At 70.9% G+C, this 25,121-nt stretch carries 22 protein-coding genes; 13 read left to right on the top strand and 9 right to left on the bottom strand.

All coding sequences use genetic code 11. The features are described from left to right. Positions 1-260: 260 nt before the first annotated feature. The 4 genes from OG819_RS31435 to OG819_RS31420 all read left to right on the top strand — a co-directional run bounded on the left by OG819_RS31435 (position 261) and on the right by OG819_RS31420 (position 6,261). On the top strand, positions 261-3,146 hold the full coding sequence (locus tag OG819_RS31435; RefSeq protein WP_266622044.1) for a glycoside hydrolase family 2 TIM barrel-domain containing protein: 2,886 nt from the start codon (positions 261-263) through the stop codon (positions 3,144-3,146). Positions 3,147-3,197: 51 nt separating this feature from the next. After that, entirely contained in the window at positions 3,198-4,703 is a 1,506-nt protein-coding gene (locus tag OG819_RS31430; RefSeq protein WP_266622046.1) for an alpha-N-arabinofuranosidase, read from the top strand. Positions 4,704-4,888: 185 nt separating this feature from the next. Next, positions 4,889-5,551, top strand: a complete 663-nt coding sequence (locus OG819_RS31425) for a DUF4230 domain-containing protein (RefSeq protein WP_266651939.1) — start codon at positions 4,889-4,891, stop codon at positions 5,549-5,551. A 128-nt stretch (positions 5,552-5,679) separates the two neighbouring features. Further along, complete coding sequence (locus OG819_RS31420) at positions 5,680-6,261, top strand: VanZ family protein (protein ID WP_266651937.1); 582 nt, start codon at positions 5,680-5,682, stop codon at positions 6,259-6,261. Positions 6,262-6,420: 159 nt separating this feature from the next. On the opposite strand, the gene OG819_RS31415 is transcribed toward OG819_RS31420, so the two are convergent. The 4 genes from OG819_RS31415 to OG819_RS31400 form a co-directional block, all read right to left on the bottom strand. Beyond that, positions 6,421-6,798, bottom strand: coding sequence for a peptidase inhibitor family I36 protein (locus OG819_RS31415; protein ID WP_266651935.1), 378 nt, complete (start codon positions 6,796-6,798; stop codon positions 6,421-6,423). Continuing rightward, positions 6,795-7,547: a hypothetical protein gene (locus OG819_RS31410; protein ID WP_266622052.1), complete on the bottom strand. Its 753-nt coding sequence runs from the start codon at positions 7,545-7,547 to the stop codon at positions 6,795-6,797. Before OG819_RS31410 ends, OG819_RS31415 begins: the two co-directional genes overlap by 4 nt. Positions 7,548-7,550: 3 nt before the next feature. Then, positions 7,551-7,937 (bottom strand): hypothetical protein, encoded by a 387-nt coding sequence (locus tag OG819_RS31405; protein ID WP_266651933.1) that lies wholly within the window; start codon positions 7,935-7,937, stop codon positions 7,551-7,553. A 231-nt stretch (positions 7,938-8,168) separates the two neighbouring features. After that, the gene (locus OG819_RS31400; protein ID WP_266579905.1) at positions 8,169-8,405 is read right to left on the bottom strand and encodes a hypothetical protein; all 237 of its coding nucleotides are present in this window, start codon (positions 8,403-8,405) and stop codon (positions 8,169-8,171) included. A gap of 169 nt (positions 8,406-8,574) precedes the next feature. On the opposite strand from OG819_RS31400, the gene OG819_RS31395 reads away from it, so the two are divergent. Further along, positions 8,575-9,636 (top strand): PHP domain-containing protein, encoded by a 1,062-nt coding sequence (locus OG819_RS31395; protein WP_266622055.1) that lies wholly within the window; start codon positions 8,575-8,577, stop codon positions 9,634-9,636. Positions 9,637-9,945: 309 nt separating this feature from the next. Further along, a complete protein-coding gene (locus OG819_RS31390) occupies positions 9,946-10,905 on the top strand; it encodes an SDR family NAD(P)-dependent oxidoreductase (protein ID WP_266622057.1) in 960 nt (319 codons plus the stop codon). A 13-nt stretch (positions 10,906-10,918) separates the two neighbouring features. Here OG819_RS31390 and OG819_RS31385 read toward each other — a convergent pair whose 3' ends face one another. Continuing rightward, entirely contained in the window at positions 10,919-11,752 is an 834-nt protein-coding gene (locus OG819_RS31385) for an alpha/beta fold hydrolase (RefSeq protein ID WP_266622059.1), read from the bottom strand. Between the two features lie 336 nt (positions 11,753-12,088). Continuing rightward, on the bottom strand, positions 12,089-13,537 hold the full coding sequence (locus tag OG819_RS31380) for an ROK family transcriptional regulator (protein WP_266651932.1): 1,449 nt from the start codon (positions 13,535-13,537) through the stop codon (positions 12,089-12,091). Between the two features lie 169 nt (positions 13,538-13,706). Here OG819_RS31380 and OG819_RS31375 point away from each other — a divergent pair, with 169 nt between their 5' ends. Genes OG819_RS31375 through OG819_RS31360 form a run of 4 tightly spaced genes read left to right on the top strand, consistent with a single transcriptional unit; the run spans position 13,707 to position 18,313 of the window. Continuing rightward, positions 13,707-15,023, top strand: a complete 1,317-nt coding sequence (locus OG819_RS31375; protein ID WP_266651931.1) for a sugar ABC transporter substrate-binding protein — start codon at positions 13,707-13,709, stop codon at positions 15,021-15,023. Positions 15,024-15,037: 14 nt separating this feature from the next. Next, positions 15,038-16,039 (top strand): carbohydrate ABC transporter permease, encoded by a 1,002-nt coding sequence (locus tag OG819_RS31370; protein WP_266651930.1) that lies wholly within the window; start codon positions 15,038-15,040, stop codon positions 16,037-16,039. A 46-nt stretch (positions 16,040-16,085) separates the two neighbouring features. Next, positions 16,086-16,925, top strand: a complete 840-nt coding sequence (locus tag OG819_RS31365; RefSeq protein ID WP_266422099.1) for a carbohydrate ABC transporter permease — start codon at positions 16,086-16,088, stop codon at positions 16,923-16,925. A gap of 29 nt (positions 16,926-16,954) precedes the next feature. Beyond that, entirely contained in the window at positions 16,955-18,313 is a 1,359-nt protein-coding gene (locus OG819_RS31360; RefSeq protein WP_266622065.1) for a GH1 family beta-glucosidase, read from the top strand. 79 nt (positions 18,314-18,392) lie between these two features. Here the strand turns inward: OG819_RS31360 and OG819_RS31355 are convergent, their stop codons facing one another. Further along, positions 18,393-19,376 (bottom strand): aminoglycoside phosphotransferase family protein, encoded by a 984-nt coding sequence (locus OG819_RS31355; protein WP_266651928.1) that lies wholly within the window; start codon positions 19,374-19,376, stop codon positions 18,393-18,395. A 165-nt stretch (positions 19,377-19,541) separates the two neighbouring features. Beyond that, on the bottom strand, positions 19,542-20,435 hold the full coding sequence (locus tag OG819_RS31350) for a DUF3626 domain-containing protein (RefSeq protein WP_266622068.1): 894 nt from the start codon (positions 20,433-20,435) through the stop codon (positions 19,542-19,544). Positions 20,436-20,668: 233 nt separating this feature from the next. On the opposite strand from OG819_RS31350, the gene OG819_RS31345 reads away from it, so the two are divergent. The 3 genes from OG819_RS31345 to OG819_RS31335 all read left to right on the top strand — a co-directional run bounded on the left by OG819_RS31345 (position 20,669) and on the right by OG819_RS31335 (position 24,369). After that, the gene (locus OG819_RS31345; protein WP_266622069.1) at positions 20,669-21,940 is read left to right on the top strand and encodes an aromatic acid exporter family protein; all 1,272 of its coding nucleotides are present in this window, start codon (positions 20,669-20,671) and stop codon (positions 21,938-21,940) included. Positions 21,941-21,991: 51 nt separating this feature from the next. Further along, on the top strand, positions 21,992-23,032 hold the full coding sequence (locus OG819_RS31340) for a hypothetical protein (RefSeq protein WP_266651926.1): 1,041 nt from the start codon (positions 21,992-21,994) through the stop codon (positions 23,030-23,032). 116 nt (positions 23,033-23,148) lie between these two features. Next, complete coding sequence (locus OG819_RS31335; RefSeq protein ID WP_266651924.1) at positions 23,149-24,369, top strand: lactonase family protein; 1,221 nt, start codon at positions 23,149-23,151, stop codon at positions 24,367-24,369. Here OG819_RS31335 and OG819_RS31330 read toward each other — a convergent pair. Continuing rightward, complete coding sequence (locus tag OG819_RS31330; protein WP_266652891.1) at positions 24,337-25,062, bottom strand: DUF2470 domain-containing protein; 726 nt, start codon at positions 25,060-25,062, stop codon at positions 24,337-24,339. The two genes, OG819_RS31335 and OG819_RS31330, sit on opposite strands and share 33 nt — an antisense overlap. Between the last annotated feature and the right edge of the window lie 59 nt (positions 25,063-25,121).

Genomic DNA, 25,121 nt, shown 5'->3' with positions numbered 1-25,121 from the left:
ACGGATCAGGCCACTGTCAACCTCCTTGTTGATGTCTGGATCATCCTGTTCAATGTGGTGCCGGACGGCGCCCGCGCGCCTCTGTCCAGCATGTGAACTGCGCCTTCCCCTGTCGACGGACTGGCGGTAGAAGGCCCACCGAGCGGCACGGAGACCCGGCCGTCGGCTCGCGTCGCTGTGGCCTAAAGTCGCCCACGAGAGCGCTGAGATCTCATCCGCAGTTCAGGAACACGAACGTCGAGCAACACCCGAGGAGAACGATGACCGCGCCGTACTACGAGGACTTCGCGCCGGGTGCCGGAGCACTCGCGCCACGCGCGGCGTTCGGCTCCGACGCCGACCGGCTGTCCCTGAACGGCGACTGGCAGTTCCGTCTCTCGCCGTCCGTCGCCGCGGCCGACGCCGCCGAAGCAGCGCCGAACCCGTCGTGGGACGTGCTCCCCGTGCCCTCCCACTGGGCGCTGCACGGCCACGGCTCGCCCCAGTACACGAACATCCGCTACCCCTTCCCGGTGGACGCCCCCCGCGTCCCCACGGACAACCCCACGGGCGACTACCGGCTCACCTTCGACCTGCCCGCCTCCTGGCCCGAGGACGGCGCGTCCCTGCTGCGCTTCGAGGGCGTGGAGTCCTGCTACCGGGTCCGGCTCAACGGGCACGAGCTCGGCACCGCCAAGGGAAGTCGGCTGCCGCACGAGTTCGACACCGGCCCTCACCTGCTACGGCACGGCAACGTCCTGTCCGTACGCGTCCACCAGTGGTCGTCCGGCAGCTATGTCGAGGACCAGGACATGTGGTGGCTGGCCGGCATCTTCCGCGACGTGGAGCTCGTCCACCGCCCCATGGGCGCGGTCCGCGACTTCTTCGTCCACGCCGGCTTCGACCACGTCACCGGCGAGGGCACGCTTCGCGTGGACGCCACACCGGGCGGCCGGATCACCGTCCCCGAACTCGGCATCGACCTCGCGACCGGTCAAAGCGCGACCCTCCCCGTGGAGCCCTGGTCCGCCGAGGTGCCCCGGCTCTACGAGGCCGTGCTGGCCACCGACGCCGAACGCGTCCCGTTCCGGGTCGGCTTCCGCACCGTCGCCGTCGAGGACGGCGTGATCAAGGTCAACGGAAATCCGATCCTGCTGCGCGGCGTCAACCGCCACGAGTTCCACCCCGACCACGGCCGCGCCCTCCCGTACTCCACCATGCGCGAGGACGTGCTGTTGATGAAGCAGCACAACATCAACGCCGTACGCGCCAGCCACTACCCGCCGCACCCCGACTTCCTCGACCTGTGCGACGAGTTCGGCCTCTGGGTGATCGACGAGGCCGACCTGGAGACGCACGGCTTCGGAGGCGACGACTGGCGCGGCAACCCCGCCGACGACCCACGCTGGGAGGAGGCCCTCGTCGACCGGGCCGCCCGGATGGTCGAGCGGGACAAGAACCACCCGAGCGTCATCATGTGGTCCCTGGGCAACGAATCCGGCACCGGCCGCAACCTGGCCGCCATGTCCGAGTGGATCCGGGCCCGCGACCCGCGGCGCCTCATCCACTACGAGGGCGACTGGAGCTGCGCGTACGTCGACGTCTACAGCCGGATGTACGCCTCGCACGAGGAGGTCGAACTGATCGGCCGCCGGGAGGAGAAGCCCCTCGACGACCCCGAACTCGACGCCCGTCGACGCGCCATGCCGTTCATCCAGTGCGAGTACGCGCACGCCATGGGCAACGGCCCCGGGGGTCTCACCGAGTACCAGCGGCTCTTCGAGACGTACGAGCGGCTGCAGGGCGGCTTCGTGTGGGAGTGGATCGACCACGGGCTGCGCACCCAAGACGCCGAGGGCCGGGAGTTCTTCGCCTACGGAGGCGATTTCGGCGAGACCCTGCACGACGGAAACTTCTGCGCCGACGGCCTGCTCTTCCCCGACCGGAGCCCCTCGCCGGGACTGCTGGAGTACAAGAAGGTCATCGAGCCGGTCGGCATCGAGGTCGACACCGCCGCGGGCACCGTCCGCATCGCCAACAAGTACGACGTCGCCGACCTGTCCCAGCTGGCCTTCACCTGGTCCTACGCGGTCGAGGGGCGCCCGGTGGCGCAGGGCGCCCTACCGGTTCCGCCGCTGCGGCCCGGCGAGTCGGCCGAGATCCCCCTCCCGGCAGCGCCGGAAGCCTCGACGGAAGCCTGGTGGACGGTCCGGGCGGTCCTCGCCGCCGACACGCCGTGGGCGTCCGCCGGGCACGAGGTCGCCTGGGGCCAGGCGCTCGCGGCCGTCCCCGCCCGGCCGCAGGCGCGGGCGTCCGTCTCCCCCGTACCCGGCCGGTCGCAGATCACCCTGGGCCCGGCGACGTTCGACCCTGTACGCGGCACACTGCGCACCCTTCACGGGTTCGAGGTCACCGCACCACGCCTGGATCTGTGGCGGGCCACCACGGACAACGACCGGGGTCCGGACGAAGCCCAGTCCGTCGCCACCCAGTGGCGCCGCCACGCGCTCGACCGCGTACAACACCGTCACGACTCCCTCACCGTGGACGAGACATCAGTGCTCGTCAGGACCAGGGTCGCCCCGCCGGCGGGCTTCTTCGGCCTGTACGCCGACTACCGCTGGACCAGCGACGGCACCCGGCTCACCCTCACCGTCGACATCACCCCGGACGGCGAGTGGCCCTGCCCGCTCCCCCGGCTCGGGGTGCGCATGGGGCTGCCCGCCCGGCTGGCCACCGTCGAGTGGTTCGGCGCCGGCCCCGGCGAGTCCTACGCGGACACCCGCCGGGCCGCCCGCGTCGGGCGGTACCTGGCGACGGTCGACCAGCTCCAGACCCCCTACGTCTTCCCGCAGGAGAACGGCAGCCGCGGCGACGTACGCTGGGCCGACTTCCGCGATGCGGAGGGCACGGGCCTGCGCGTCGAGGGAGACCCCGTCTTCACACTCACCGCCCGGCGGTGGACCACCGAGCAGCTCGAATCCGCCCGCCACCCCACCGACCTCACCCCGGGCGACGTACTCCATGTCAACCTCGACCTGGCACAGCACGGCATCGGCACCGCCTCCTGCGGCCCCGGGGTCCTCGCCCCCTACCAACTGCGGGCCGCCCCGGCCTCGTTCACCGTCACCTTCGCGGGACTGTCACCGGCCGCCGGGCAGCGCTGACCAGTTCCTGCCCATGTACGACTGACACAACCGAACCTCCGGAAGGTAAAGATGCGTACCGCCCGTTTCGCCCTGGACCCCGCCTTCACCGTCGGTGAGGTCAACCCCCGCCTCTTCGGCTCCTTCGTCGAACACCTCGGCCGCTGCGTCTACACCGGCATCCACGAACCCGGCCACCCCTCCGCGGACGCCGAAGGCCTGCGCACGGACGTCCTGGAACTGGTCCGCGAACTGGGCGTCACCACGATCCGCTACCCCGGCGGGAACTTCGTCTCCGCCTACAACTGGGAGGACTCGGTGGGCCCGGTCGAGGAGCGGCCCCGCCGTCTCGACCTGGCCTGGCGTTCGACCGAGTCGAACCGTTTCGGCCTGTCGGAGTACATCGCGTTCCTGCGGAAGCTCGGCCCGCAGGCCGAGCCGATGATGGCGGTCAACCTCGGCACGCGTGGGGTCGCCGAGGCCCTGGAGCTCCAGGAGTACGCCAACCACCCCGGCGGGACGGCCCGTTCGGACCTGCGGGTGGCGCACGGCGACAAGGAGCCGTTCGGTATCGGTCTGTGGTGTCTGGGCAACGAGATGGACGGGCCCTGGCAGACCGGCCACAAGACGGCCGAGGAGTACGGCCGGCTGGCCGCCGAGACCGCCCGCGCGATGCGCCAGATCGAGCCCGACCTCGAACTCGTCGCGTGCGGATCCTCGGGACAGGACATGGAGACGTTCGCCGCGTGGGAGGCGACCGTGCTGGCCGAGACGTACGACCTCGTCGACTACATCTCCCTGCACGCCTACTACGAGGAGACCGACGGCGACCGCGACTCCTTCCTCGCCTCCGCCGTCGACACCGAGTCCTTCATCGAGAACGTGGTGGCGACCTGCGACCACGTGGGCGCCCGGCTGAAGTCGAAGAAGAAGATCAACCTCTCCTTCGACGAGTGGAACGTCTGGTACCAGAGCCGTCCGAACCCGCATCCGGTCGAGGACTGGCAGGAGGCCCCCCGCATCCTGGAGGACGTCTACACCGTCACCGACGCGGTCGTCTTCGGCTCCCTGCTCATCGCGCTGCTGCGGCACGCGGACCGGGTGACCGTCGCCTGCCTCGCCCAGCTCGTCAACGTCATCGCCCCGATCATGACGGAACCCGGCGGCCCCGCCTGGCGCCAGACCACGTTCTACCCCTTCTCACAGGCGGCGAAGTACGGGCGCGGAGAGGTCCTCGACGTCCGCGCGGTGTCGCCGACCTACGAGACGAAGAAGTACGGCGAGGTCGACCTGCTGCACGCCACCGCCGTACGCGCCGACGACGGCTCGGTCACCGTCTTCGCGGTCAACCGCAGCCAGACCGAACCCCTGCCCCTCGAAGTCGCCCTGAACCGCCTGGGACTGACGACGGTCGTCGAGCACACCGCGATCGCCGACGCCGACCCCGACGCCCGCAACACCCTGGACGACCAGGAACGGGTCACCCCCCACCCCGTCCAGGACACCACCCTCCAGGACGACGGCACCCTGACCACCGTCCTGGAACCCCTCTCCTGGAACATGATCCGGCTGATGTAGTGCGGCAGATGCGGTACGGCGGGCGGACACGGTGCTCCGTCGGCGTACGGCGAAGTGCGGTGGTCGGTGCCGCCCGAGTGGACGCGCTCCCGCCCGCGCTCCCCGTCGATGACACGAATCCGCCAACAGGGCGGCCTAGTAGTGGATTTGGAGGGCATTCGGTCAGCAGGAAGGAGGACCGTCGAATGACGTCGTCCATCAAGCGCCTGCCCAAGCGCATGCCCGCGTGGGCCAAGGTGATCACTGCCATCTTGCTGGTGCTCGTGGTGCTGTTCGCCGGACTGCGACTGGCCGTTCTCCCGGGGCTGCGTGACCTGTTCGGCACCGAGACGCACGACCGCTCCGGACCAGCCCTCCTCGAGTCGATCCAGGACATGAGCCGTTACGACGCCGCCTCGGGCAACTTCCAGGTGGTGGTGGACCTGGAGAAGGATGCCAAGTACCTGCCCGACGCGATCCGCGGCACCCGCACGCTGTACGTGGGGGCCGGCACGGTCGAGGCGTACGTCGACCTCGGTTCGCTCACCAAGAAGGACGTGACGGTCAACTCCGACCGCACCACGGCCACCCTGCGGCTGCCGCACGCGTTCCTCGGCAAGCCCGCGCTCGACCCCGACCGTTCGTACGCCGTCTCCAAACAGCGTGGGCTGCTGGACCGGCTCGGCGACCTCTTCTCCGACAACCCGGGCAGCGAGCAGGCCGTGCAGAAACTCGCGGTCAAGCACATCGGCACGGCGGCGAAGGACAGCCAGCTCACCAAGCGGGCCGAGGAGAACACCACCGGCATGCTCGACGGCCTGCTGCGCTCCCTCGGCTTCAAGGAGGTGACCGTGAGCTACGACGCCTGAGCCGGGCTCCGGCGGTCAGCCGCTCAGGATCCCCGGCGACGCCAGGGCTCCCAGACGCGTCGCGCATCGAAGGACGCTTTGCGGGTAACCGCCTTTACCTAGAGGGCAGTTGGAACCGGGAGAATCGAATGGTCCGTACGGCGTCACTCTCAAGCACCCTGCGCACCACCGGTACGACGAAATCCGGTCGACGGTCATCGGTACCCGCGCAGGAGCGCAAGGTGCTCCCGTTGCCGGTGCGGCTGCTCGTGATGCTGCTGGCCTTCGTGGCCATGGTGGCGTTCGCGGTCGCGCTGGCCCGGCTGACGCTGGAGCCGTCACCGGCGTCGAAGGCGTTGATCCACACCAATCTGCACCCCGGCAGTTCGCTGCGGGCCTATCTCGACCAGCCGGCGCTGCGCGACGCAGTGAAGCAGATCGGCGGGAACGTCCTGCTCGGTGTGCCCTTCGGTGTGCTGGTGCCCGTGCTGATTCCCAAGGCTCGGGGAATCCTGCGCGTGCTGCTGCTCACCGCGGTGGTGATGCTGCTGGTCGAGCTGGTCCAGGGCACGCTGATCACCGGGCGCGCCTTCGACATCGACGACGTCATCCTGAACACGTCCGGAGCACTGGTGGGTTATCTGCTGCTGGGACGGCGGATCGGCCGGGCGGTGCACCCCAAGCCCCGTCGGAGGAGTTGGCGCAACCGGCGCGAAGCCCCGAAGGCCTGAGGGGCCGCACGGCATGACCGTCCGCCCGCGGTCCCTACCGCGGGCGGACGGCGTTGATCGGCCAGCGCTGATCGGCCGGCGCTGATCGGCCGGCGCTGATCGGCCGGCGCTGATCGGCCAGGGTCGATCGACAGGCGTCGATCGGCTGGGGTCGGCCTCTCAGCAGCCCATGGACCAGGTGTGCGAGTCACCGCGGTCGTTCGCCACGGCGTTGTAGCCGACCTCCTCCCCCGGTCCGAGACAGATCGTCATGGCGCCGCCCTGCCAGGCGTTCTCGTAGACCTTCACATGGTCCTTGATTCCGGGTCCCCCGATGCCGTGGTTGGCCCAGGAGGAGTCGGTGTCGGCGATCCAGCTCTCCCACCATCCGTCGTCCCCCGACCAGTTGGCACGCTGGCCGTCGAAATTGGCGTTCTCCCAGACGCAGAAGTTGCCGCTGGGGCAGTCGGCCGCGCCGGAGGGGGTGGCCAGGGCGAGGCCGCCGGTGAGGGCGAGCAGGGCCGCGGCGGCAAAGAGGGCGAGACGCTTGTTGATCACGAAGGGTCACTGCCTTTCTTCAGGGTTACCTGGACGGTCCGCTCGGCGTACAGGTCCGCCGCGCGGCGCAGTGCGCGGGTGCGCAGCTGCCGGTAGGTGGTCAGTTGTCCGTGCCGCTCGGCGCGGACCCGGGCCAGCAGCACCGGTTCCAGCCGCGCCCGCACCCGGGTGAGGCCGCTCTCGCGGGCGCAGCGGGTGGAGACGGCGGGGTCGGGGCGGCCCGGGCGGGTCCCGTGCGCCGGGGTGGCGCAGCGGGTCCAGCGGGCGGTCGCGTCGCGGTAGTCGGGGTCACGCTTCATGCGCTGCTGGGCTTCGGCCCGAAGGTTGTTCACCACGACCCGGGTACGGAACCAGAGCCGCTGGTCACCGTAGAGTTCGCGCTCGGCGGCGGCCAGACAGCCGTCCGTGTGGGCGGTGACGGTGTAGCCGGTGGCCAGGGTGACGGAGAGTCCGGGGCGTCCGCGGCCGAAGAGGGCGCCCTGCAGCCGGCGGTCCGGCGGATCCGAGGCGCTGCGCTCTCGTGGGTCCGAGGCGCCGCCGTGCTGCGGAGCCCAGGCGTTCTGGAGGGTCAGTCCCTGCCGGGCCAGACAGCGGTCGACGAGCACCTGCTGGGCGGTGTCGATGAGGTCGTCTCGGTCGCGCTCGGTCCTGGGCAGCGGGGGCACGGCGCGCTGCGCGGTCGCCGTGGCGCACCCCGTCAGCGCCAGCAGCGCGAGCGCGGCGGCGGCGAGCGCGCGAAGGTGTCGCACGGGTCAGCCGACCTCGCAGCCCATGGTGGTGTCGGCCACGCCGTCGAGCCGGGCGCCCCAGGGCCAGTTGTCGGCCAGGTCGTGCGCCCGGATCAGCCGGGCGTAGCAGGTGCCGCGGCCCCAGTCGATGGCGTACACGGCGGTGTCGGCGTTGGACCGGAAGGAGGCGGCCTTGTCGTGCAGGAACTCCGGGACGTCCGTGTAGCCCGGTGGGGTGTAGCACCACGACGAGCCGTGCTGGCCGGCGGCGGTCCAGAAGCACACGTCTCCGGCCCGCGACGCGCCGTGCGTCGCCGCGCTCGCCGGTACAGCGGCGAGGAGGGCGGTCGAGGCCAGCAGGCCGGTCGAGGCGAGGAGGGCGGCGGCGGGCGCGGCGAAGCCACGGGGCATGACGACTCCCGGAGGAAGAGGGGGCGCCGGGGCGGTCGTGATCACCCGGCAAGATCAACCGTGCCCTCGCGGGAATCGGCCCATGCCGGGTTCCCGCCCATTGGTGATCTTTCCTGGGGTGCGGGGTCACTTCCTCCCGTGACAGCTCACACCGGCGCGAAACCCGAGGTCCGCGCGCTCCCCGAGCCGCTGTCTCGCTGTCCGCTGTCCCCGTGTCTCGCTGTCCCCGTGCTAGTGGTGCGACCAGGTGAACTTGCCGCCGCCCACCCAGCGCACCGCGTCGGGGTCGTCGAGATCATGGATGTGGATCCCGTAGGCGCCGGCGATCGTCAGGACATCGGTGATCGACTTCGCCTCGCCGGCCATTTCCCCGTCGATCTCCACGATCCGGAACGGCGGTTCGCACGGCTGCACCCCGAGCACCATGACCCGCGGGTAGGAGATGTGGGGGCTCGAGATTTCGGTCATGTCTAGAGCGTAGATCGATTCCCGCGAGCGGGCCGAGGAGAGCACGCCTAGGTGAGCGCGCCTGGGTGAGCGGCGAGGCGAGTGGCCAGGTGAGCGGCGCTCCGTCGTGCGGGCCGACGGCGGCTCGGCAAGGCTTGAAGGGGCGGGGAACTCACGGAAGGTGGTGGCGATGGAACCCGTCGAAGCCCTGGACCGGATCGCGTTCCTGCTGGAGCGCGCCCAGGCCCCCACCTATCGCATACGGGCCTTCCGCACCGCCGAGGCCGTGCTGGCCGGGCTGCCCGCCGGGGAGGTCGAGAAGCGGGTCGCCGCCGGGACCCTGGAGTCGCTGAAGGGCATCGGGCCGAGGACGGCACAGGTCGTGCGCGAGGCGGTGGCCGGTCAGGTGCCCGACTATCTCGAGAAGCTGGAGCAGGAGGCCGCGACACCGCTTGCCGAGGGTGGCGAACGGCTGCGGGCGCTGCTGCGCGGCGACTGCCATCTGCACTCCGACTGGTCGGACGGCAGCAGCCCGATCGAGAGGATGGGCCGGACCGCCGCGGACCTCGGGCACGAGTGGGCGGTGCTCACCGACCACTCGCCGCGGCTGACCGTGGCGCGGGGGCTGTCCCCCGAGCGACTGCGCGAGCAGTTGGCGGTGGTGGCGGAGCTCAACCGCCAGTGGGTTCCGTTCCGGCTGCTCACCGGCATCGAGTGCGACATCCTCGACGACGGATCGCTCGACCAGGAGCCGGAGCTGCTGGAGCTGCTGGACGTCGTGGTGGTGTCGGTGCACTCCAGGCTGCGCATGGACGCCAGGTCCATGACCCGCCGCATGGTCACCGCCGTACGCGATCCGCTCGCGGACGTGCTCGGGCACTGCACGGGCCGGCTGCTCTCCGAGCGGCGGCCCGAGTCGCAGTTCGACGCCGACGCGGTCTTCGCCGCCTGCGCGGAGTCGGGTACGGCCGTGGAGATCAACTGCCGCCCGGAACGTCTCGACCCACCGCGCCGGCTGCTGCGCCGGGCGCTCGACGCGGGCGCGCTGTTCTCGATCGACACCGATGCGCACGCCCCCGGTCAACTCGAATGGCAGATCCACGGCTGCGCGCGGGCCGAGGAGTGCGGGGTGCCCGCCGAGCGCGTGATCACCACCTGGAGCGAGGCCGAACTGCTGGCTTGGACCCAGGAGCGGACGACGCCGACCCGGCGCCGCGAGAACCCTCCCGCTTCCTTGCCCCCCTCCGGGTGACGTACGTCACCGCGTCTTCCCTGGTCACGCGGGAACACCCATCGGTAGTTCCCCGTTGAACCAACCGTGGATGTGGATGGAACAGTGTCCTCGGGCCTCACCTTTCGCCCACAGGGACGATCGTTCGGCTGAAGCCCCGTGGAGCCTTTCGCCCAGAGGCGACCGCCATCCGTGCCCACCACAGACGGCCCCGACCGAGATTCCCCCATCCGGTCGGGGCCTTTTCATGCCCGTGGCCACACCCGTCCCCCGCCGTGAGCAGTGGCCTCCGCTTGACTTCGAGTGCTCTCCAATCCGTAGCGTCGGAGCATGACCACTGCACAGCACAAGATCGGCTCGGGGTTCGGCGCCCACAGCACCGCCGACGACGTCCTCCAGGGCATCGACCTGACCGGGAAGCTCGCCCTCGTCACCGGCGGGTACTCGGGGCTCGGCCTGGAGACCACACGCGCGCTCACCAAGGCGGGCGCCCACGTCGTCGTCCCGGCGCGCCGCCCGGACGTGGCCCGCGAGGCGGTGGAGGGCATCGAAGGGGTCGAGGTGGACGAGCTCGACCTCGGTGACCTCGAGAGCGTCCGTGCCTTCGCCGAACGCTTCCTCGCCTCGGGTCGCACCATCGACATCGTCATCAACAACGCCGGGATCATGGCCTGCCCGGAGACCCGCGTCGGTCCCGGCTGGGAGGCCCAGTTCGCGACCAACCACCTCGGCCACTTCGCCCTCGTGAACCGCCTGTGGTCCGCGATCGAGCCGGGTGGCGCGCGGGTCGTCTCCGTCTCCTCGGGCGGTCACCACAACTCGGGGATCCGCTGGGACGACGTGCACTGGCGCACCGGCTACGACAAGTGGGAGGCGTACGGGCAGGCGAAGACCGCGAACGTCCTGTTCGCCGTCCACCTCGACCGGCTCGGCCGGGAGTCCGGTGTACGGGCCTTCGCCCTCCACCCCGGCGGCATCCTCACCCCGCTGCAGCGCCACCTCGCCAAGGAGGAGATGGTGGAGCGCGGCTGGATCGACGAGGACGGCAACCTGCTGCACCCGTCCGCCTTCAAGTCGCCCCAGGAGGGTGCGGCGACCCAGGTGTGGGCGGCGACCTCGCCGCAGCTGGCCGGCCTGGGCGGGGTGTACTGCGACGACTGCGACATCGCCGAGGTCGCTCCGGCGGACGGCGAGCGGACCGGCGTACGCGACTACGCGATCGACCCCGAGCAGGCCGCGCGGCTGTGGGCGCTGTCGGCGGAGCTGACCGGGGTGAACGCGTTCGCGTGACGCGCCCGGGGCGTCAGGCGCGGGTCATGAACTCCCGCAGATCCGCGAGGAGACGTTCCGCGTGGGTGGCGAAGAGGCCGTGGCCCGCGTTCTCGTAGACCTTGAGCGTGCTGCCGGACAGCAGTTCGGCCGACCGGCGGCCGGTCAGGTCCAGCGGCGCCGACGTGTCGTGGGTGCCGTGGACGACCAGCGCGGGCAGGTCGAGCTTCGCCAGGTCGGGGGCGACGTTCAGGGTGGCCGCGAGGTCTCCCAGCGCCGCCCCGCCGCGCGCGGTCGCGCCGTGGCAGCGGTTGATCATGGACTGCACATAGGCCGGGGAGAGTTCGTTCCCGGGGAGATCGAGGGCGAAGAACGAGCGGGCCCCGTCGACGAAGAAGGCGGCCCGGTCACGGCGGAAGACCTGGTTGCCAGCCTCGACGACGCCCGGGTCGACGCCGCCCGGATGGTCCGCGGACCGGACGGCCCCGGGCGCCATGCCCGCGACCAGTGCCACCCTCGCCACCCGATCGACGCCGTGCCGCGTCAGACAACGCACGACTTCGGCGGTCCCGACGGAGTGCCCGACCAGGGTCACGTCGGACAGGTCGAGGTGGCGCAGCACCCCGTCGACGTCGTCGGCCAGGCTGTCGAGGTCGAACCCGCCCCACACGTCGTCGGACCGGCCGTGGCCGCGCCGGTCGAAGCCGACGCAGCGGTAGCCCTCCGCGGCGAGCGGCAGCATCTGGTACTCCCACATCTCCGTACCGAAGTAGGCGCTGTTGACGAACACGATCACCTGCCCGGTGGCGGGACCGTAGTCGACGAAGTGCAGCCGGGTGCCATCGACGGGGCTCTCGAAGTACGGCATGGGAAACCTCCCGGAATCCGGTGGCGGGTCGAGTGGGTACGTCCTTCATGGTTCCGGAGGGCCGGGGGCGGGTCGATTACCCCCGAGGTCATGCCGACCGCTCACCACCCCGATCCCTTCCTGTTCCCTCCGCACCGGACAGTGCGGCGGCGCCCCGGTGGCGGCCGGCGAGGAGGGCTCCCGTGAGAGCGCCACCCGCCGTGAGAATCCGGGCGGCACGCAGCGCCGTGCCCGCCCCGCCCCGCCCCGCCCTGCCCTGCCCTGCCGGTAGCGCACTCCACGCGGGAAACGATCGCCGAAACCCCGTGTTTCCGGATCAGGGCGGTGCCCTGTCGATCAGTGCGGGGCGCGCTCCTCCAGCGCGGTGCGCCAGGCCGGGGAGGGGCCCTCGCTCACCGGCTCGGCGCGTCGGCCGCCCCGCGCGAAGAAGTCGGCGAGCGGCAGGATCGCGGCGCCGACCGTCACGGCGTCCGGACCGAGCCGCCCGAGGTCGATGGAGACGCGCTCGGCCGGGTAGCGCAGGGCGTACGAGGCCGCGTGCCGGCGGACGGCGGGCAGAAAGCGGGTGCCGAGCTGGAGGCCCGCCCAGCCGCCGATGAGGATGCGCTCGGGCTGGAAGAGGTTGATCAGGTCGGACAGGCCCGCGCCCAGGTACTCGGCGGTCTCCTCCAGGACGGCGAGCGCCACGGGATCGGGCTCGGTACCGTCCTCGGTCGGATACGCCGCGGTGAGCATCGCGGTGAGCGCGGTCTCCTCGTCGGTACCCTCCGGCGGGCGTCCGCCCTCCTCACGCCAGCGGTCGAGGAGCGCCTCCGCGCCCGCGTAGGCCTCCAGACAGCCGAGGGCTCCGCACCGACAGCGGCGTCCCCTGACCCGTACCGTCAGGTGGCCCCACTCCACCGAGCGGCCGTGCTCCACGTCCTCGGTGACCAGGCAGGCGCCGACGCCCGAGCCGAAGAGGACGACGACCGCGTTGCGGGCGCCGCGTCCGGCGCCGAACCACATCTCGGCCTGGCCCAGGGTCCGGGCGCCGTTGTCCGCGAAGTACGGGACGGTGTCGGGGAGTCGGCAGGACGAGCGGAGCAGGGACTCCAGCGGGACGGCGTCCCAGCCGATCGTCTGTCCGTGCACCACCGCACCCTCCTCCGGCGTACGGGCGACGATTCCCGGGACGCCGATACCGACGCCGAGCAGCCGCTCGGGGGCGATGCCCGCCTCGGCCAGTACCTCGGCGATGCCGTCCCGGATGTGTCCGACGATGACGTCCACGTCGTATTCCCGGCGCTTCGACGACGGTCCGCCGCCCGGAGCCGGGGCGAGCTCGTGTCCCGGTCGCTCCGGCGGCCGGTCGGCCGCGGCTACGCCCTCCCCCTCGGACGGCCCCTCCCCCTCGGACCCTCCCTCCCCCTCCGGCGCCCGGTCGCTCCCGTATCTCTGCCGCTCCAGCGGCCGTTCCGTGCGGGCGAGTTCGGTGAGGGTGAGGTCGAAGAGTTCCACGCGGACGCGGGTCTCGCCCACGTCGACGCCGATCATGTGGCCGCTGTCGGGTACGACCCGCAGCAGCGTACGCGGGCGGCCGCCGTCGGAGTCGACGCTTCCGGCCTCCTCGACCAGACCGTCCGCGACGAGTTCCGCGACCACGTTGCTGACGGAACCGGAACTCAGGCCGGTGGCCGGGCCCAGCTCGAAGCGGCTCATGGGGCCGTCGAAATACAACCGTTGCAGGACGGCGGTGCGATTGCCGCGTCGCAGGTCACGCACTGTCCGCCCGTTCCGCACCGCCATGTGAATCCCTTCCGGCCCGCCCGACCTGCAAGATACCCCTGCGCGATCCCTTGACGCGACTTTCTTCCGGGTCTTAACTCACGTCCTAAATTAAGCCATGAGGGTCGTTCAGGAAGTGAACGCGGGCGCCCTTCGTGGCTCTCCCTCCGGGAAAGGGACATACGCAGCCATGCGCAGAATCCGAGCCGCGGCCGCCGGTGCGGTCACCGTCTCCCTGCTGACCGCCGTGACCGCCTGTGGTGGCGGCTCGTCGACGGGCGGCGGGTCCAACGACTCGCCGAAGACGCTCACCTACTGGGCCTCCAACCAGGGCGCCAGCATCGAGGTCGACAAGAAGGTCCTCCAGCCCGAACTCGACAAGTTCGAGAAGCAGACCGGGATCAAGGTCAAGGTGGAGGTCGTCCCCTGGTCGGACCTGCTGAACCGGATTCTCACCGCGACCACGTCGGGTCAGGGCCCCGACGTCCTGAACATAGGCAACACCTGGAGCGCCTCGCTGCAGGCCACCGGCGCACTGCTGCCGTGGAACGCGAGCAACTTCGCCAAGATCGGCGGCAAGGACCGCTTCGTCGACTCGGCGCTCGGCTCGACGGGCGCGCAGGGCAAGGACCCGGCCGCGGTACCGCTGTACTCGATGGCGTACGCGCTCTACTACAACAAGAAGCTGTTCGCCGACGCGGGCATAGCGAAGCCGCCGACCACCTGGGACGAGCTGATCGCCGACGGCAAGAAGCTGTCCAAGGGCGGCAAGTGGGGCCTGGGAGCCGAAGGTTCGAACCCCTCGGAGAACATCCACCACACCTTCGTCTTCGCCAAGCAGCACGGCGCCGACTTCTTCACCGCGGACGGCAAGCCGGACTTCACCTCGGACGGCACGGTCGCGGCGGTCAAGCAGTACGTCGACCTGATGGCCAAGGACAAGATCATCGCGCCCGGCAACGCCGAATACGCCCAGAACCAGTCCGTGAGCGACTTCGCCAAGGGCAAGACCGCGATGCTGCTGTGGCAGTCGGCGTCCTCCAATCTCAAGTCACAGGGCATGAGTGACGACGCGTACGGCATCGCCCCCGTCCCCGTGCAGTCCGGCACCCCGGGAACCGGCACCAACGTCAACTCGATGGTCGCGGGTATCAACCTGGCCGTCTTCAAGAACACCCACAACCTCGACGGCGCCACCAAGTTCGTGAAGTTCATGACGAGCGACGCCGAGCAGAAGATCCTCAACACCGCGTACAGCACGATCCCGCCGGTGAAGACGTCCCAGACGGACGCCACCTTCAACACCCCGGCGAACGCGATCCTCAAGGACACCCTGGCCAAGAGCGCCGTCGCGCTTCCCCAGGTCGCCGACGAGTCCCAGTTCGAGACTGCGGTCGGTACGGCCGTCAAGGAGCTGTTCGCGGAGGCGGCCGCCGGACGCGCGGTGACCACGGAGTCGGTGAAGGCGGAGCTCGAGAAGGCCCAGCAGCAGATGCCGGCGAAGTGAGCGCGGACACCCTCATGACCACCACGACCGCCGCCTCCGCCGACTCCGGCGAACGGACGGTGCGCAAGGACTCCCCCGGTGCGGCGCGCGGGCCGCGCCGCCCCGGGCGGATCCGGCGTATCGGACTGCCCTATCTGCTGCTCCTGCCCGCCCTGCTTCTCGAACTCCTGGTCCACCTGGTGCCGATGGTGATCGGCATCTTCATGAGCTTCAAGCAGCTCACCCAGTTCTACATCCGTGACTGGGGCACCGCACCCTGGTCCGGCTTCGACAACTACAAGGTGTCGATGGACTTCAGCGCGCCCGTCGGCAAGGCGCTGCTGCACTCGTTCCTCGTGACCGTCGGCTTCACCCTGCTGTCGGTGGGCCTGTGCTGGCTGATCGGCACGGCGGCCGCGATCTACCTGCAGGACACCTTCCACGGCCGCGGTCTGCTGCGGGCGCTCTTCCTCGTCCCGTACGCACTGCCCGTGTACGCGGCGGTCATCACCTGGGTGTTCATGTTCCAGCACGACAACGGCCTGGTGAACCACGTCCTGCACGACCAGCTGCACCTCACCGACAAGCCGTCCTTCTGGCTCATCGGCGACAACAGCTTCTACGCCCTGCTCACCGTGTCGGTGTGGAAGGGCTGGCCGTTCGCCTTCCTCATCGTCATGGCCGGCCTGCAGAACATCCCCGGGGAGCTGTACGAGGCGGCAGCCCTCGACGGTGCCGGTCTGTGGCAGCGGCTGCGCCGCATCACCCTGCCGTCACTGCGCCCGGTCAACCAGGTGCTGGTGCTCGTCCTGTTCCTGTGGACGTTCAACGACTTCAACACACCGTACGTCCTGTTCGGCAGGACCGCTCCGGAGGCCTCGGACCTCATCTCGGTGCACATCTACCAGGCGTCGTTCGTCACCTGGAACTTCGGCACCGGATCGGCCATGTCGGTCCTGCTGCTGCTCTTCCTGCTCGTCGTGACGGGTGTCTACCTGCTGCTGACCTCCCGAGGAAGGAAGACGGCCGATGTCTAGCACCGCGCAGGCGGCGTCCGGCGCCTCGAAGGCGCCGCGCTCGCCGATGGCTCCCCCGCGGTCCTTCCTCTGGTCCCGGCGGATCTTCCTCACCCTGCTCACCGGCTTCGTGCTGGTTCCCGTCTATGTCATGGTCTCCAGCTCCCTGAAGCCGCTCGCGGACGTGTCGGGGAAGTTCCGCTGGCTGCCGAGCGGTCTGACGATCCGCCCGTACATCGACATCTGGTCGACGGTCCCGCTGGCGAGGTACTTCGTCAACTCGCTGATCGTGGCGGGCGCGGCGACGGTCTGCTCGGTGGTGATCGCGGTCTTCGCGGCGTACGCGGTGAGCCGCTACAGCTTCCGCGGCAAGCGCGTCTTCACGGTGACCGTGCTGTCGACGCAGATGTTCCCCGGCATCCTCTTCCTCCTCCCGCTCTTCCTTCTCTACGTCAACATCGGCAACACCACGGGCATCGCGCTGTTCGGCTCGCGCGGGGGCCTGATCCTCACGTATCTCACCTTCTCCCTGCCGTTCTCGATCTGGATGCTGATCGGGTACTTCGACTCGGTGCCGCGCGATCTGGACGAGGCGGCGCTGGTGGACGGCTGCGGGCCGCTCGGCGCGCTGTTTCGGGTGGTCGTGCCCGCCGCGATCCCGGGCATCGTCGCCGTCGCCGTCTACGCCTTCATGACCGCCTGGGGCGAGGTGCTGTTCGCGTCGGTGATGACCAACGAGACCACGCGCACGCTCGCCGTCGGGCTCCAGGGCTACTCCACGCTCAACAACGTGTACTGGAACCAGATCATGGCCGCCTCGCTCGTGGTGAGCGTCCCGGTGGTCGCCGGGTTCCTGCTGCTCCAGCGCTACCTCGTCGCCGGCCTGACGGCAGGAGCCGTCAAGTGACCGACTCCTCTTCCCCTGAAGGGACTTCCGTGACCATCGACCTTGCCGCACTCCCCGAGGACTTCCTGTGGGGCACGGCCACGTCGGCCTACCAGATCGAGGGAGCCGTCGCCGAGGACGGCCGCTCCCCGTCCATCTGGGACACGTTCTCGCACACGCCCGGCAAGATCGACAACGGCGACCACGGGGACATCGCCTGCGACCACTACCACCGGTGGCGCGAGGACATCGCGCTCATGCGTCAACTCGGGACGAACGCCTACCGGTTGTCCATCGCATGGCCCCGGGTGGTGCCGGGCGGCGACGGCCCGGTCAACGCCAAGGGGCTGGACTTCTACGACCAGTTGATCGACGCCCTGCTCGAGGCGGGCATCACCCCCTCCGTCACCCTCTACCACTGGGACCTGCCGCAGGTGCTCCAGGACCGGGGCGGGTGGCCGGAGCGCGACACGGCACACCACTTCGCCTCGTACGCTTCGGTCATCGCGGAACGTCTGGGTGACCGCGTCCAGCACTGGACGACGCTCAACGAGCCGCTGTGCTCGGCCTGGATCGGCCACCTGGAGGGCCGGATGGCCCCCGGCCTCGCCGATCTGACGGTCGCGGTCCGCGCCTCGTACCACCTGCTCCTGGGCCATGGCCTGGCCGTGCAGGCCATCCGCGCGGCAGCACCGGACGCACAGGTGGGCATCGTCAACAACCTCTCCAGCGTCGAGGCCGCCACCGACCGTCCCGAGGACGTCGCGGCGGCCCGCCGGCTGGACGGGCACACCAACCGCTGGTGGCTGGACCCGGTGCACGGCCGCGGGTTCCCGGCGGACATGCGTGAGGTCTACGGCGTCGAACTCCCGGAGCTGCCAGGCGACTTGGAGACCATCGCGCAGCCCCTGGACTGGCTGGGCCTCAACTACTACTTCCCGTCCACCGTCGCCGACGACCCCTCAGGACCCGCGCCGCGCGTGCGCACGGTGCGCCGCCTCGGTGTCCCCCGCACCGGCATGGACTGGGAGGTCGACGCCTCCGGAATCGAGCGCCTGCTGCTCCGCCTCACCGACGACTACGGCGCCCGTAAGCTGTATGTCACCGAGAACGGTTCGGCCTATCCCGACGTGGTCCGCCCCGACGGCACCGTCGACGACCCCGAGCGCACGCGGTACCTGGAGCAGCACCTCGCCGCCTGTGCCGCGGCGGCCGCGAAGGGCGTTCCCCTCGCCGGATACTTCGCCTGGTCGCTGCTCGACAACTTCGAGTGGGCCTACGGCTACGACAAGCGTTTCGGCCTCGTGCACGTCGACTACGAGACCCAGCGGCGCACGGTGAAGGGCAGCGGGCACCGGTACGCGGACATCATCCGGGCCCACGGGGAGCGGAGGCGCAACGCGGCCTGACATACGTCCCGGCCTTCGCGCTGGACGCGGGTGTTCCCTCGACCGGAGCCCGCGTCCAGCCGAAGGCGAGGGTGCGAGGTCATCCGTTCGACCGGCCGGCTCCACGCCGGCCGACGTCGTCCAGGGCCGCCACGAGCTGCGGAGCCACCGCCTCGCGGACCCAGGCGACCTGGTCGTCGTCCACGGCGCGGGGCACGGTCTCGATGAGCATGATCAGGTAGAGGTAGCTGCGGTAGAGGGCGAGACGTTGGCGGGCCGCGGCGCCGAAGTCCGCGCTGCCTCCCGCGTTCTGATAGCCGGTCAGAAAGGCGGTGTCCTGCTCGATGTCACCGAGAAGGGCGAGGGAGACGAAGTCCCCCAGAGGGTCGCCCCAGAACATGCGCTCGCCGTCGATGAGGCCGCCGATCCGGGGTGTACCGTCCGAGCGGTCCACGAGGATGTTGCCCCGCCACAGGTCGAAGTGGACCAGGCGGGGGGTGGTGACCTCGTCCAGGGAGTCGTACGCCGCCTTCGCGGTGCTGGCCACCTCCTCCACGGGCCGGGGCAGCCAGGCCCGGTAACGGCGGGCGTCGTCCAGGACGGCGTCGTACATGGTGGTGAAGGCGGTGCGCCAGTCGGGGGCGAGCGGGCCGAGGGCCCCGGACGGATAGCCGAAGCCGGGTCCGGTGACCTGGTGGAGCCGGGCCACCAAGCCGCCCAACTCCGCACGTAGAGCGTTCTGTTCGTCAGGAGTGAGCGTGCCGTTCCACGACTGGCCCGGGCAGGCCGTCATGAGGAGGTGACGGCCCCCCATGGCCACGACGCGCGGCGCCGGTACGTCGACGGTGGCGGCCGAACGGTAGAACTCCGCCTCGGAGACCAGGAGTTCGCGCTCATGGCGCAGACCCGGGGCGGTCTCCGGGGGCGGGACCTTCAGCACATGGCGGGTGCCGTCGGTGAGGAGGAGTTCCTCGACGGTGTTGTACGTGCCACCGTCGAGCGGGCGGCAGCGGGCGAGGCGGTCCGGCGACAGTCCGGCCGCCGCGAGAACCCGCCGCGCCCGCTCCCAGGAGTCCTCCGTCATACGCTCCACCCCGCCCTTTCGGTCACCCGGCCGCGTACACGTCCTCCACGTAACGCCCGGTCGCGATCAGCTCGTTCAGCCACCTCTCGGCGGTCGCCTCGTCCGCGTCCGGCGTACGGTCCTGGTACAGCGTACGGAAGGCCTCGCGGAACTGGTCGCGCGCGCCTACGCGCTGGGCGTACTGACTCGGGGAGTGTGGCCGCCCACGGCGGCGACCGCCCCCTGAGGGGCGCCGAAGCGCGCGAGGCAGTGCCACACCATCTTCAGGTCCTGCAGTTCGTGGCGGCCGGTGTGGGCGGCGTCCCCGATGATCCGGGGGTCGAGCCGGCCGTCCTCGGCGATGCGGGCGCCGAGCGCGACGGACTCGGGACCGCGGAAGTCCGGGTGGCGGCGCAGTTCCTCGACCGGGAGCCGGTACCCGGGGTGCCACTCCACGGGGCACGGGAGCCGCCGGGCCGCCGCCTCGACGGCCGTGCCCCGGTAGCTCGCGTCCAGGACCAGGGCCTCCGTGTCACCGGCCAGGTCGACAGGTCCGTGCACCTGTGCCTCGATGTAGTCGTTGAGCGCGTCCTGTTCGTCCGCCTCGGCCAGTTCGATCAGTGACATCCCGGCGGCGACTCCGAACGCGGACGGCTCGGCCGCGCTGTCGGGGTAGCAGAAGGTGGTCCGCCGCAGCGCCGCACCGGTCAGTCGGAAGTGCGAGGAGCCGAAGCGGGGCGCCGCGCCGACGACCTGGCGCCGGAAGTTCAGTCCGCCGTACACGGGGCGCTCGCGCGCGGGTTCGGCGTCGTACGCCGCGCCGAAGATCCGGCTCTCCCAGCGCCAGCGGTCGCCGCCGGGGTGCGCGGTGAGCCCGCCGTTGCTCGTGCCGGTGACGAACTGCGAGACGTACGTGCCGTCCCGGGCCAGTGCCTCCAGGATCGGGAGCCCGCCCACCAGCCGGTCGGGGTGGAAGTTCAGGGTGATGCGCAGCGCCGGATCCACCGCCGGACCGCGGGATCGAGCCGCGACATGGCGCAGCGCCCGCTCCTGAGGTGTGCGACCGTCCCCGAGATCCACCGGACCCCTCCCCCGCCCTGTCCCCTCACGTCCTCGCCCCCACTGGGGTACCCCTAAAGATCACTGGCCGGACGGGACATCCGCAACTCGTTTGTTCGAAGCCCGCGAGACCGCTCACTCCTGGTCCCCCTGGACGCCTTCCGACCAGGGAGAACAAACTAGGCTCCCTTGCGGACAGTTACGGTCCTCGATCAGCACGTTCGGTACACCTGCGAAAAGGGAAAAGGCCAAGGATGCGAGACGTACGTGGTGCGTGGGCCATGGCAGGTGCACAGTTGCGGAAGTGGCACCAGGAACCCGTGGTCGTCCAGTCGGTGCGGTCGGCCGCGGCCGCGACCGTCGCGTATGTGATCGCGCTGCGGCTCAGTCCGGAGCCCGCGCCGCTCACCGCCCCGCTCACCGCGCTCCTGGTCGTGCAGGTCACGCTCTACGCCACCCTCACCACCGGCATCCGCCGGGTGAACTCCGTGGTGGCGGGTGTCGTCGTCGCCATCGCCTTCAGCGTTCTCGTGGGTCTGACGTGGTGGAGTCTGGCCCTGCTCATCCTCGCCTCGCTGGCCGTCGGCCATCTCGTCCGGGTCAGCGAGTTCGTGCCCGAGGTGGCGATCAGCGCGATGCTGGTGCTCGGCGTGACCAGGGTCGGGGACACGGCCTGGGCCAGGGTGCTGGAGACACTGATCGGCGCGGTGGTCGGACTCGGCTGCAATCTGCTCTTCGCTCCCCCTGTATGGGTGGGCGCGGCCGGCGAGTCCATCGGGGATCTGGCACGGCGGGTGCGCCAGTTGATGTTGCGCATGGGCGAGGAGGCGGCGGGCCGTACTCCCGTCGAGCACGCGACCGCCCGGCTGCACGAGGCGCGCCGCCTGGACCACGACATCGTCCAGGTGGACGCGGCGCTCCGGCAGGCCGAGGACAGCCTCAAGCTCAATCCGCGCGTACGGGAGGGCCTGCTGCACCGGATCGTGCTGCGTACCGGCCTCGACACGCTGGAGATCTGCACGGTGGTGCTGCGGGTGCTCGCCCGCACCCTGACCGACCTCGCCAAGGAGCGCGATCCCGACCCGCTGTTCGAACCGCAGGTGGGGGCGACGCTGGAGCAGCTGCTGTCGGAAGTGGGCGACGCCGTGGTGAGTTTCGCGGTCCTGGTGACCACGGACGTCAGCCAGAACGCCGAGTCGGCGGAGGCCCGGCTCGCCGCGGAGCTGTCCACGGCCGCGGCGACCCGCGACAAGCTGGCCCAGCTGCTGCTGGAGGAGGTGCAGCGGGACGCCCGGCAGTGGCAGCTGCACGGCGCCGTCCTCACCGAGGTCAACCGCATCCTGGACGAGCTGGACACGGAGCACCGCTCACGGCGGCTCCTGGAGGAGCTCGACCGCGGCACCCGCGAAGAACGCGAGCGCCGTCACCATCTCATCCGGCTGCGGCGGCGCCTTCGGATGCCCCGCGGGCCGCGACGGCCGCGCTCGGACCGGAACCGTCCCCCCGTCTCCGGTCGTTCTCTCTGAGGACAGCCGTTCCGCGTAAGGAGCGGGGGCGACGACGGGGGGAGCGGGCGGATGACCGACGACGCTGTGCGGATCGACGGGAAAACACTGCGCTTGCCGGGCGGGGTGCGGATCCGGTTCATACGGACGCTGCGCCTGCCCGAGACGGGCACGCACGAACTGCCACCGGGGCTCGGCGAGTTCCCCCTGCGCCGCGTCGAGGACTACGCGGACACCGTGCCCGCCGAGTGGCGTGCGCGCGGCGGTGTGATGCTGCCGGTGTATCTGCGCGAGGCGATGTGGCTGAGCTTCGCGGGCTCGACGGAGCCGGCCGCGTTGCAGGTCGGGGTGGGCAAGGTGTGCGCGGTCTCGGGCGAGCCGTGGAGCTCCCTGCTCACCCAGGACCCGCAGAACTATGTGGTGCTCCCCCGCCAGCCGTGGCTCGACGGCATCCACTCCGGGAAGGGCACGGTCCGCCAGTTCGTCGCCGTGCCGCTGGGGCTCGGCGCCACGGTCGAGGGCCAGGTCACCGGCGAGGAGGTGTGGGGCGGCGTGCAGCTGCAGTCCTTCCGGCTGAATGACGCGGAGCTCGCGAAGTGGCGTGAGCGGGAGCGCCGCCGGACCGTGAGCGCGAGGTCGGTGAAGAGTGTGTCCGCCTATGGCGCCCCGCCGCCGGCTCCCGGCGCCGCGATGGCCGCCGCGCCCGCCTCGGCGGGCCGCCCGAGGAGCGCCCCGGCCATGGGACTCGGTGTGGGAGGCTCGATGCGCCAGGAGGTCTACCGGGACGAGCGATCGCGCGGCGCCTGGGCCAGGGAGCCCGTCGGCCGGGTTTTCGTACATCTTGTGACGCCTCCCGAGTGGCGCCGGATCACGGGCGAGGCTCCCCCGCCGTCCCCTGTCGACCGCGCGGCCTACACACGGGCCGGACTGCCCTGGTTCGAGTACTACGACGACACGGCCCAGGACATCGCCCCCACCGACTCCCTGAGCTCGGTGCGGCCGGTCGGCGAGTGGCTCGGCGACGACCACGAGCCCTGGCAGGAACCCTCGCCCCACCAGGTGAAGCAGCTGGGTGACGCGCCGGGCAAGCCGGTCGAGGACGGAGACTGGTAGGCGGCCCACCCAGTCGTTGCGCAGGACGCAACATCCATTGCCGCGCTTGCACTCCTCGGGTGTCGCACGCCAAGGTGGCTGTGACGACCGAGTCGACCGACACCCGAGGTGCAGGTATGAACAGTGGTGCAGATCCGGCGCGGGAGACGGGCGGCGGCTGGCGCAGGCGCCGGTTCGTCGGAGCGCTGGCGGGGATCGCCGCGGCTACGACGGTTCCGGCACCGGCCGCGCCGCGCACCCGCCCCGCGACCACGGCCCCACCCGCCGACGGCTCCCTCACCACCTCGGCCCCCGCGCCGGCCCCCTCCACCGTCCGCCGGCTGTTCCTCGGCACCTACACCTCGGTCGCGGGCGGCGGGAAGGGGATCGGCCTGGCCACGTACGGCACGGCGACGGGTTCCGTCACCGCCACCGGCACGCTCACCGGCATCGGCGACCCGTCGTACCTCGCCGCACATCCGAAGGGCCACACGCTGTACGCGGTCGACGAGCGGCCCGAAGGCGCTGTGACGGCGGTACGGCTCGCCGACAACCGAGTGCTGGGCACCCGGAGCACCGGTGGCGCGGGCCCCTGTCATCTCTCCGTGCATCCGAGCGGACGCTGGCTGCTGAGCGCCAACTACACCTCGGGCAGCGTGGTCGTGCACCCCATCGACGCCTCGGGCGCACTCGGCGAGCGCACCGACCTGGTCGCACATTCCAGTCCGGCACCGGGCCACAGCCACGACGGCCCGCACGCCCACCAGTTCCTCACCAGCCCCGACGGCGGGCATGTCCTCGCCGTCGACCTGGGCACCGACACGGTCTACACCTACCGTCTGGACCAGGCGAAGGGAACACTCACCGAGGTCTCCCAAGCGCACACCCGGCCGGGCGCGGGACCGCGCCATCTCACCTTCCACCCCGCCGGCCGTTTCGCCTATCTCGCGAACGAGGTCGACAACACGGTCGTGGTCTGCGCGTACGACCCGGCGAGCGGACGGCTCACCCCGGGCGACCCGCAGTCCACCGGCACGGGCACGGGCACGAACTACCCGGCGCAGATCCTGGTGACGTCGAACGGGTCGTACGCCTATCTCGCCAACCGCGGCCACAACAGCCTGACGCGGTACGCGGTCGAGGCGGCCGGCGCCCGGTTGCGGCTCCTGGACACCGTGCCGGTCGACGGCGACTTCCCGCGCCACGTCGCCTTCTCACCGGACGAAGGGCTGCTGTTCACGGCGAACCAGCGCTCGAGCACGGTCAGTGTCTTCCACGTCGACGGCGCGAGCGGTGAACTCCGGCGCGCGGGCAAGCCGTTCACCTCACCCGTCGCCGTCTGTGCGCTGCCGCTGTAGCGCGCGGGGACAGGAGGCGGAGCTCGCCTGCGTGAGCAGTACATGCATCCGCTCGGTGAGCTGCGAGACGTCGTCGGCCGGCGAGTGGAAGGGCAGGCGTACGTCGCCGTTGCCGCGCGCCCGTTCGATCCGCAGTGTCAATCCGTGCCGGTCGACGGCGAGCGGCTGGACGCGGACCGCGCCGTGCAGGCTGTCGGGCTCGACGAGGCGGGTCAGCCGCTCGACGGCGTCCGGATGCGCGTCGGCCAGATGGGTGAGCAGGCTCGCCTCGGCCGTCGCGAGCGGGTCGGGGACGGCGTCCGCGAACTCGTCGAGGTCCACCACGAGCGCACCGGACGCCCCGCGCAGCACCACACGCGAGGGCCGGAACTCCAGATACCCGTCCGCCAGGACGAACCGGCCGGCCATCCAGAGCCGGGTGCGGATCCGGCCCCGCACCGGCACGGGCGCGACGTCCGCGAACTCCAGGACGGCGGAGGGCTCCCCGCGCGGCGCGCACACCGCCGCGGCCGTCAGTGTGCTGTCGTCCGGTACGTGCAGGAGCACGCGGCCGTCCGCGGTGACGGTGTGCGCGCCGACGAGCTCCTCCCTGCCACCCTCCGCGGTCACCGCGCAGGACCATGCCGCGGCGAGCACCGAGCGGGCGCGCTCAGCAGCGGCGGGCGCGGCCGTCCAGCCATGACGGTCACCCATGCGGTCACCCATCCCAACCTCCTTTAGGTAAGCCTTGCCTAACCTATCGGAGATCCGGG

It is taken from the genome of Streptomyces sp. NBC_01549 (assembly GCF_026339955.1).
Classification (GTDB): domain Bacteria; phylum Actinomycetota; class Actinomycetes; order Streptomycetales; family Streptomycetaceae; genus Streptomyces.
This window is presented reverse-complemented; position numbering and strand designations above follow the sequence as displayed.

Coding starts and splice junctions, on each gene's coding strand:
- OG819_RS31420 (WP_266651937.1), top strand. CDS start 5,680: ATGGTCCGTACGGCGTCACTCTCAAGCACCCTGCGCACCACCGGTACG.
- OG819_RS31330 (WP_266652891.1), bottom strand. CDS start 25,062: ATGGGTGACCGTCATGGCTGGACGGCCGCGCCCGCCGCTGCTGAGCGC.
- OG819_RS31375 (WP_266651931.1), top strand. CDS start 13,707: ATGCGCAGAATCCGAGCCGCGGCCGCCGGTGCGGTCACCGTCTCCCTG.
- OG819_RS31390 (WP_266622057.1), top strand. CDS start 9,946: ATGACCACTGCACAGCACAAGATCGGCTCGGGGTTCGGCGCCCACAGC.
- OG819_RS31335 (WP_266651924.1), top strand. CDS start 23,149: ATGAACAGTGGTGCAGATCCGGCGCGGGAGACGGGCGGCGGCTGGCGC.
- OG819_RS31385 (WP_266622059.1), bottom strand. CDS start 11,752: ATGCCGTACTTCGAGAGCCCCGTCGATGGCACCCGGCTGCACTTCGTC.
- OG819_RS31430 (WP_266622046.1), top strand. CDS start 3,198: ATGCGTACCGCCCGTTTCGCCCTGGACCCCGCCTTCACCGTCGGTGAG.
- OG819_RS31425 (WP_266651939.1), top strand. CDS start 4,889: ATGACGTCGTCCATCAAGCGCCTGCCCAAGCGCATGCCCGCGTGGGCC.
- OG819_RS31380 (WP_266651932.1), bottom strand. CDS start 13,537: ATGGCGGTGCGGAACGGGCGGACAGTGCGTGACCTGCGACGCGGCAAT.
- OG819_RS31345 (WP_266622069.1), top strand. CDS start 20,669: ATGCGAGACGTACGTGGTGCGTGGGCCATGGCAGGTGCACAGTTGCGG.
- OG819_RS31355 (WP_266651928.1), bottom strand. CDS start 19,376: ATGACGGAGGACTCCTGGGAGCGGGCGCGGCGGGTTCTCGCGGCGGCC.
- OG819_RS31400 (WP_266579905.1), bottom strand. CDS start 8,405: ATGACCGAAATCTCGAGCCCCCACATCTCCTACCCGCGGGTCATGGTG.
- OG819_RS31340 (WP_266651926.1), top strand. CDS start 21,992: ATGACCGACGACGCTGTGCGGATCGACGGGAAAACACTGCGCTTGCCG.
- OG819_RS31405 (WP_266651933.1), bottom strand. CDS start 7,937: ATGCCCCGTGGCTTCGCCGCGCCCGCCGCCGCCCTCCTCGCCTCGACC.
- OG819_RS31435 (WP_266622044.1), top strand. CDS start 261: ATGACCGCGCCGTACTACGAGGACTTCGCGCCGGGTGCCGGAGCACTC.
- OG819_RS31395 (WP_266622055.1), top strand. CDS start 8,575: ATGGAACCCGTCGAAGCCCTGGACCGGATCGCGTTCCTGCTGGAGCGC.
- OG819_RS31370 (WP_266651930.1), top strand. CDS start 15,038: ATGACCACCACGACCGCCGCCTCCGCCGACTCCGGCGAACGGACGGTG.
- OG819_RS31365 (WP_266422099.1), top strand. CDS start 16,086: ATGGCTCCCCCGCGGTCCTTCCTCTGGTCCCGGCGGATCTTCCTCACC.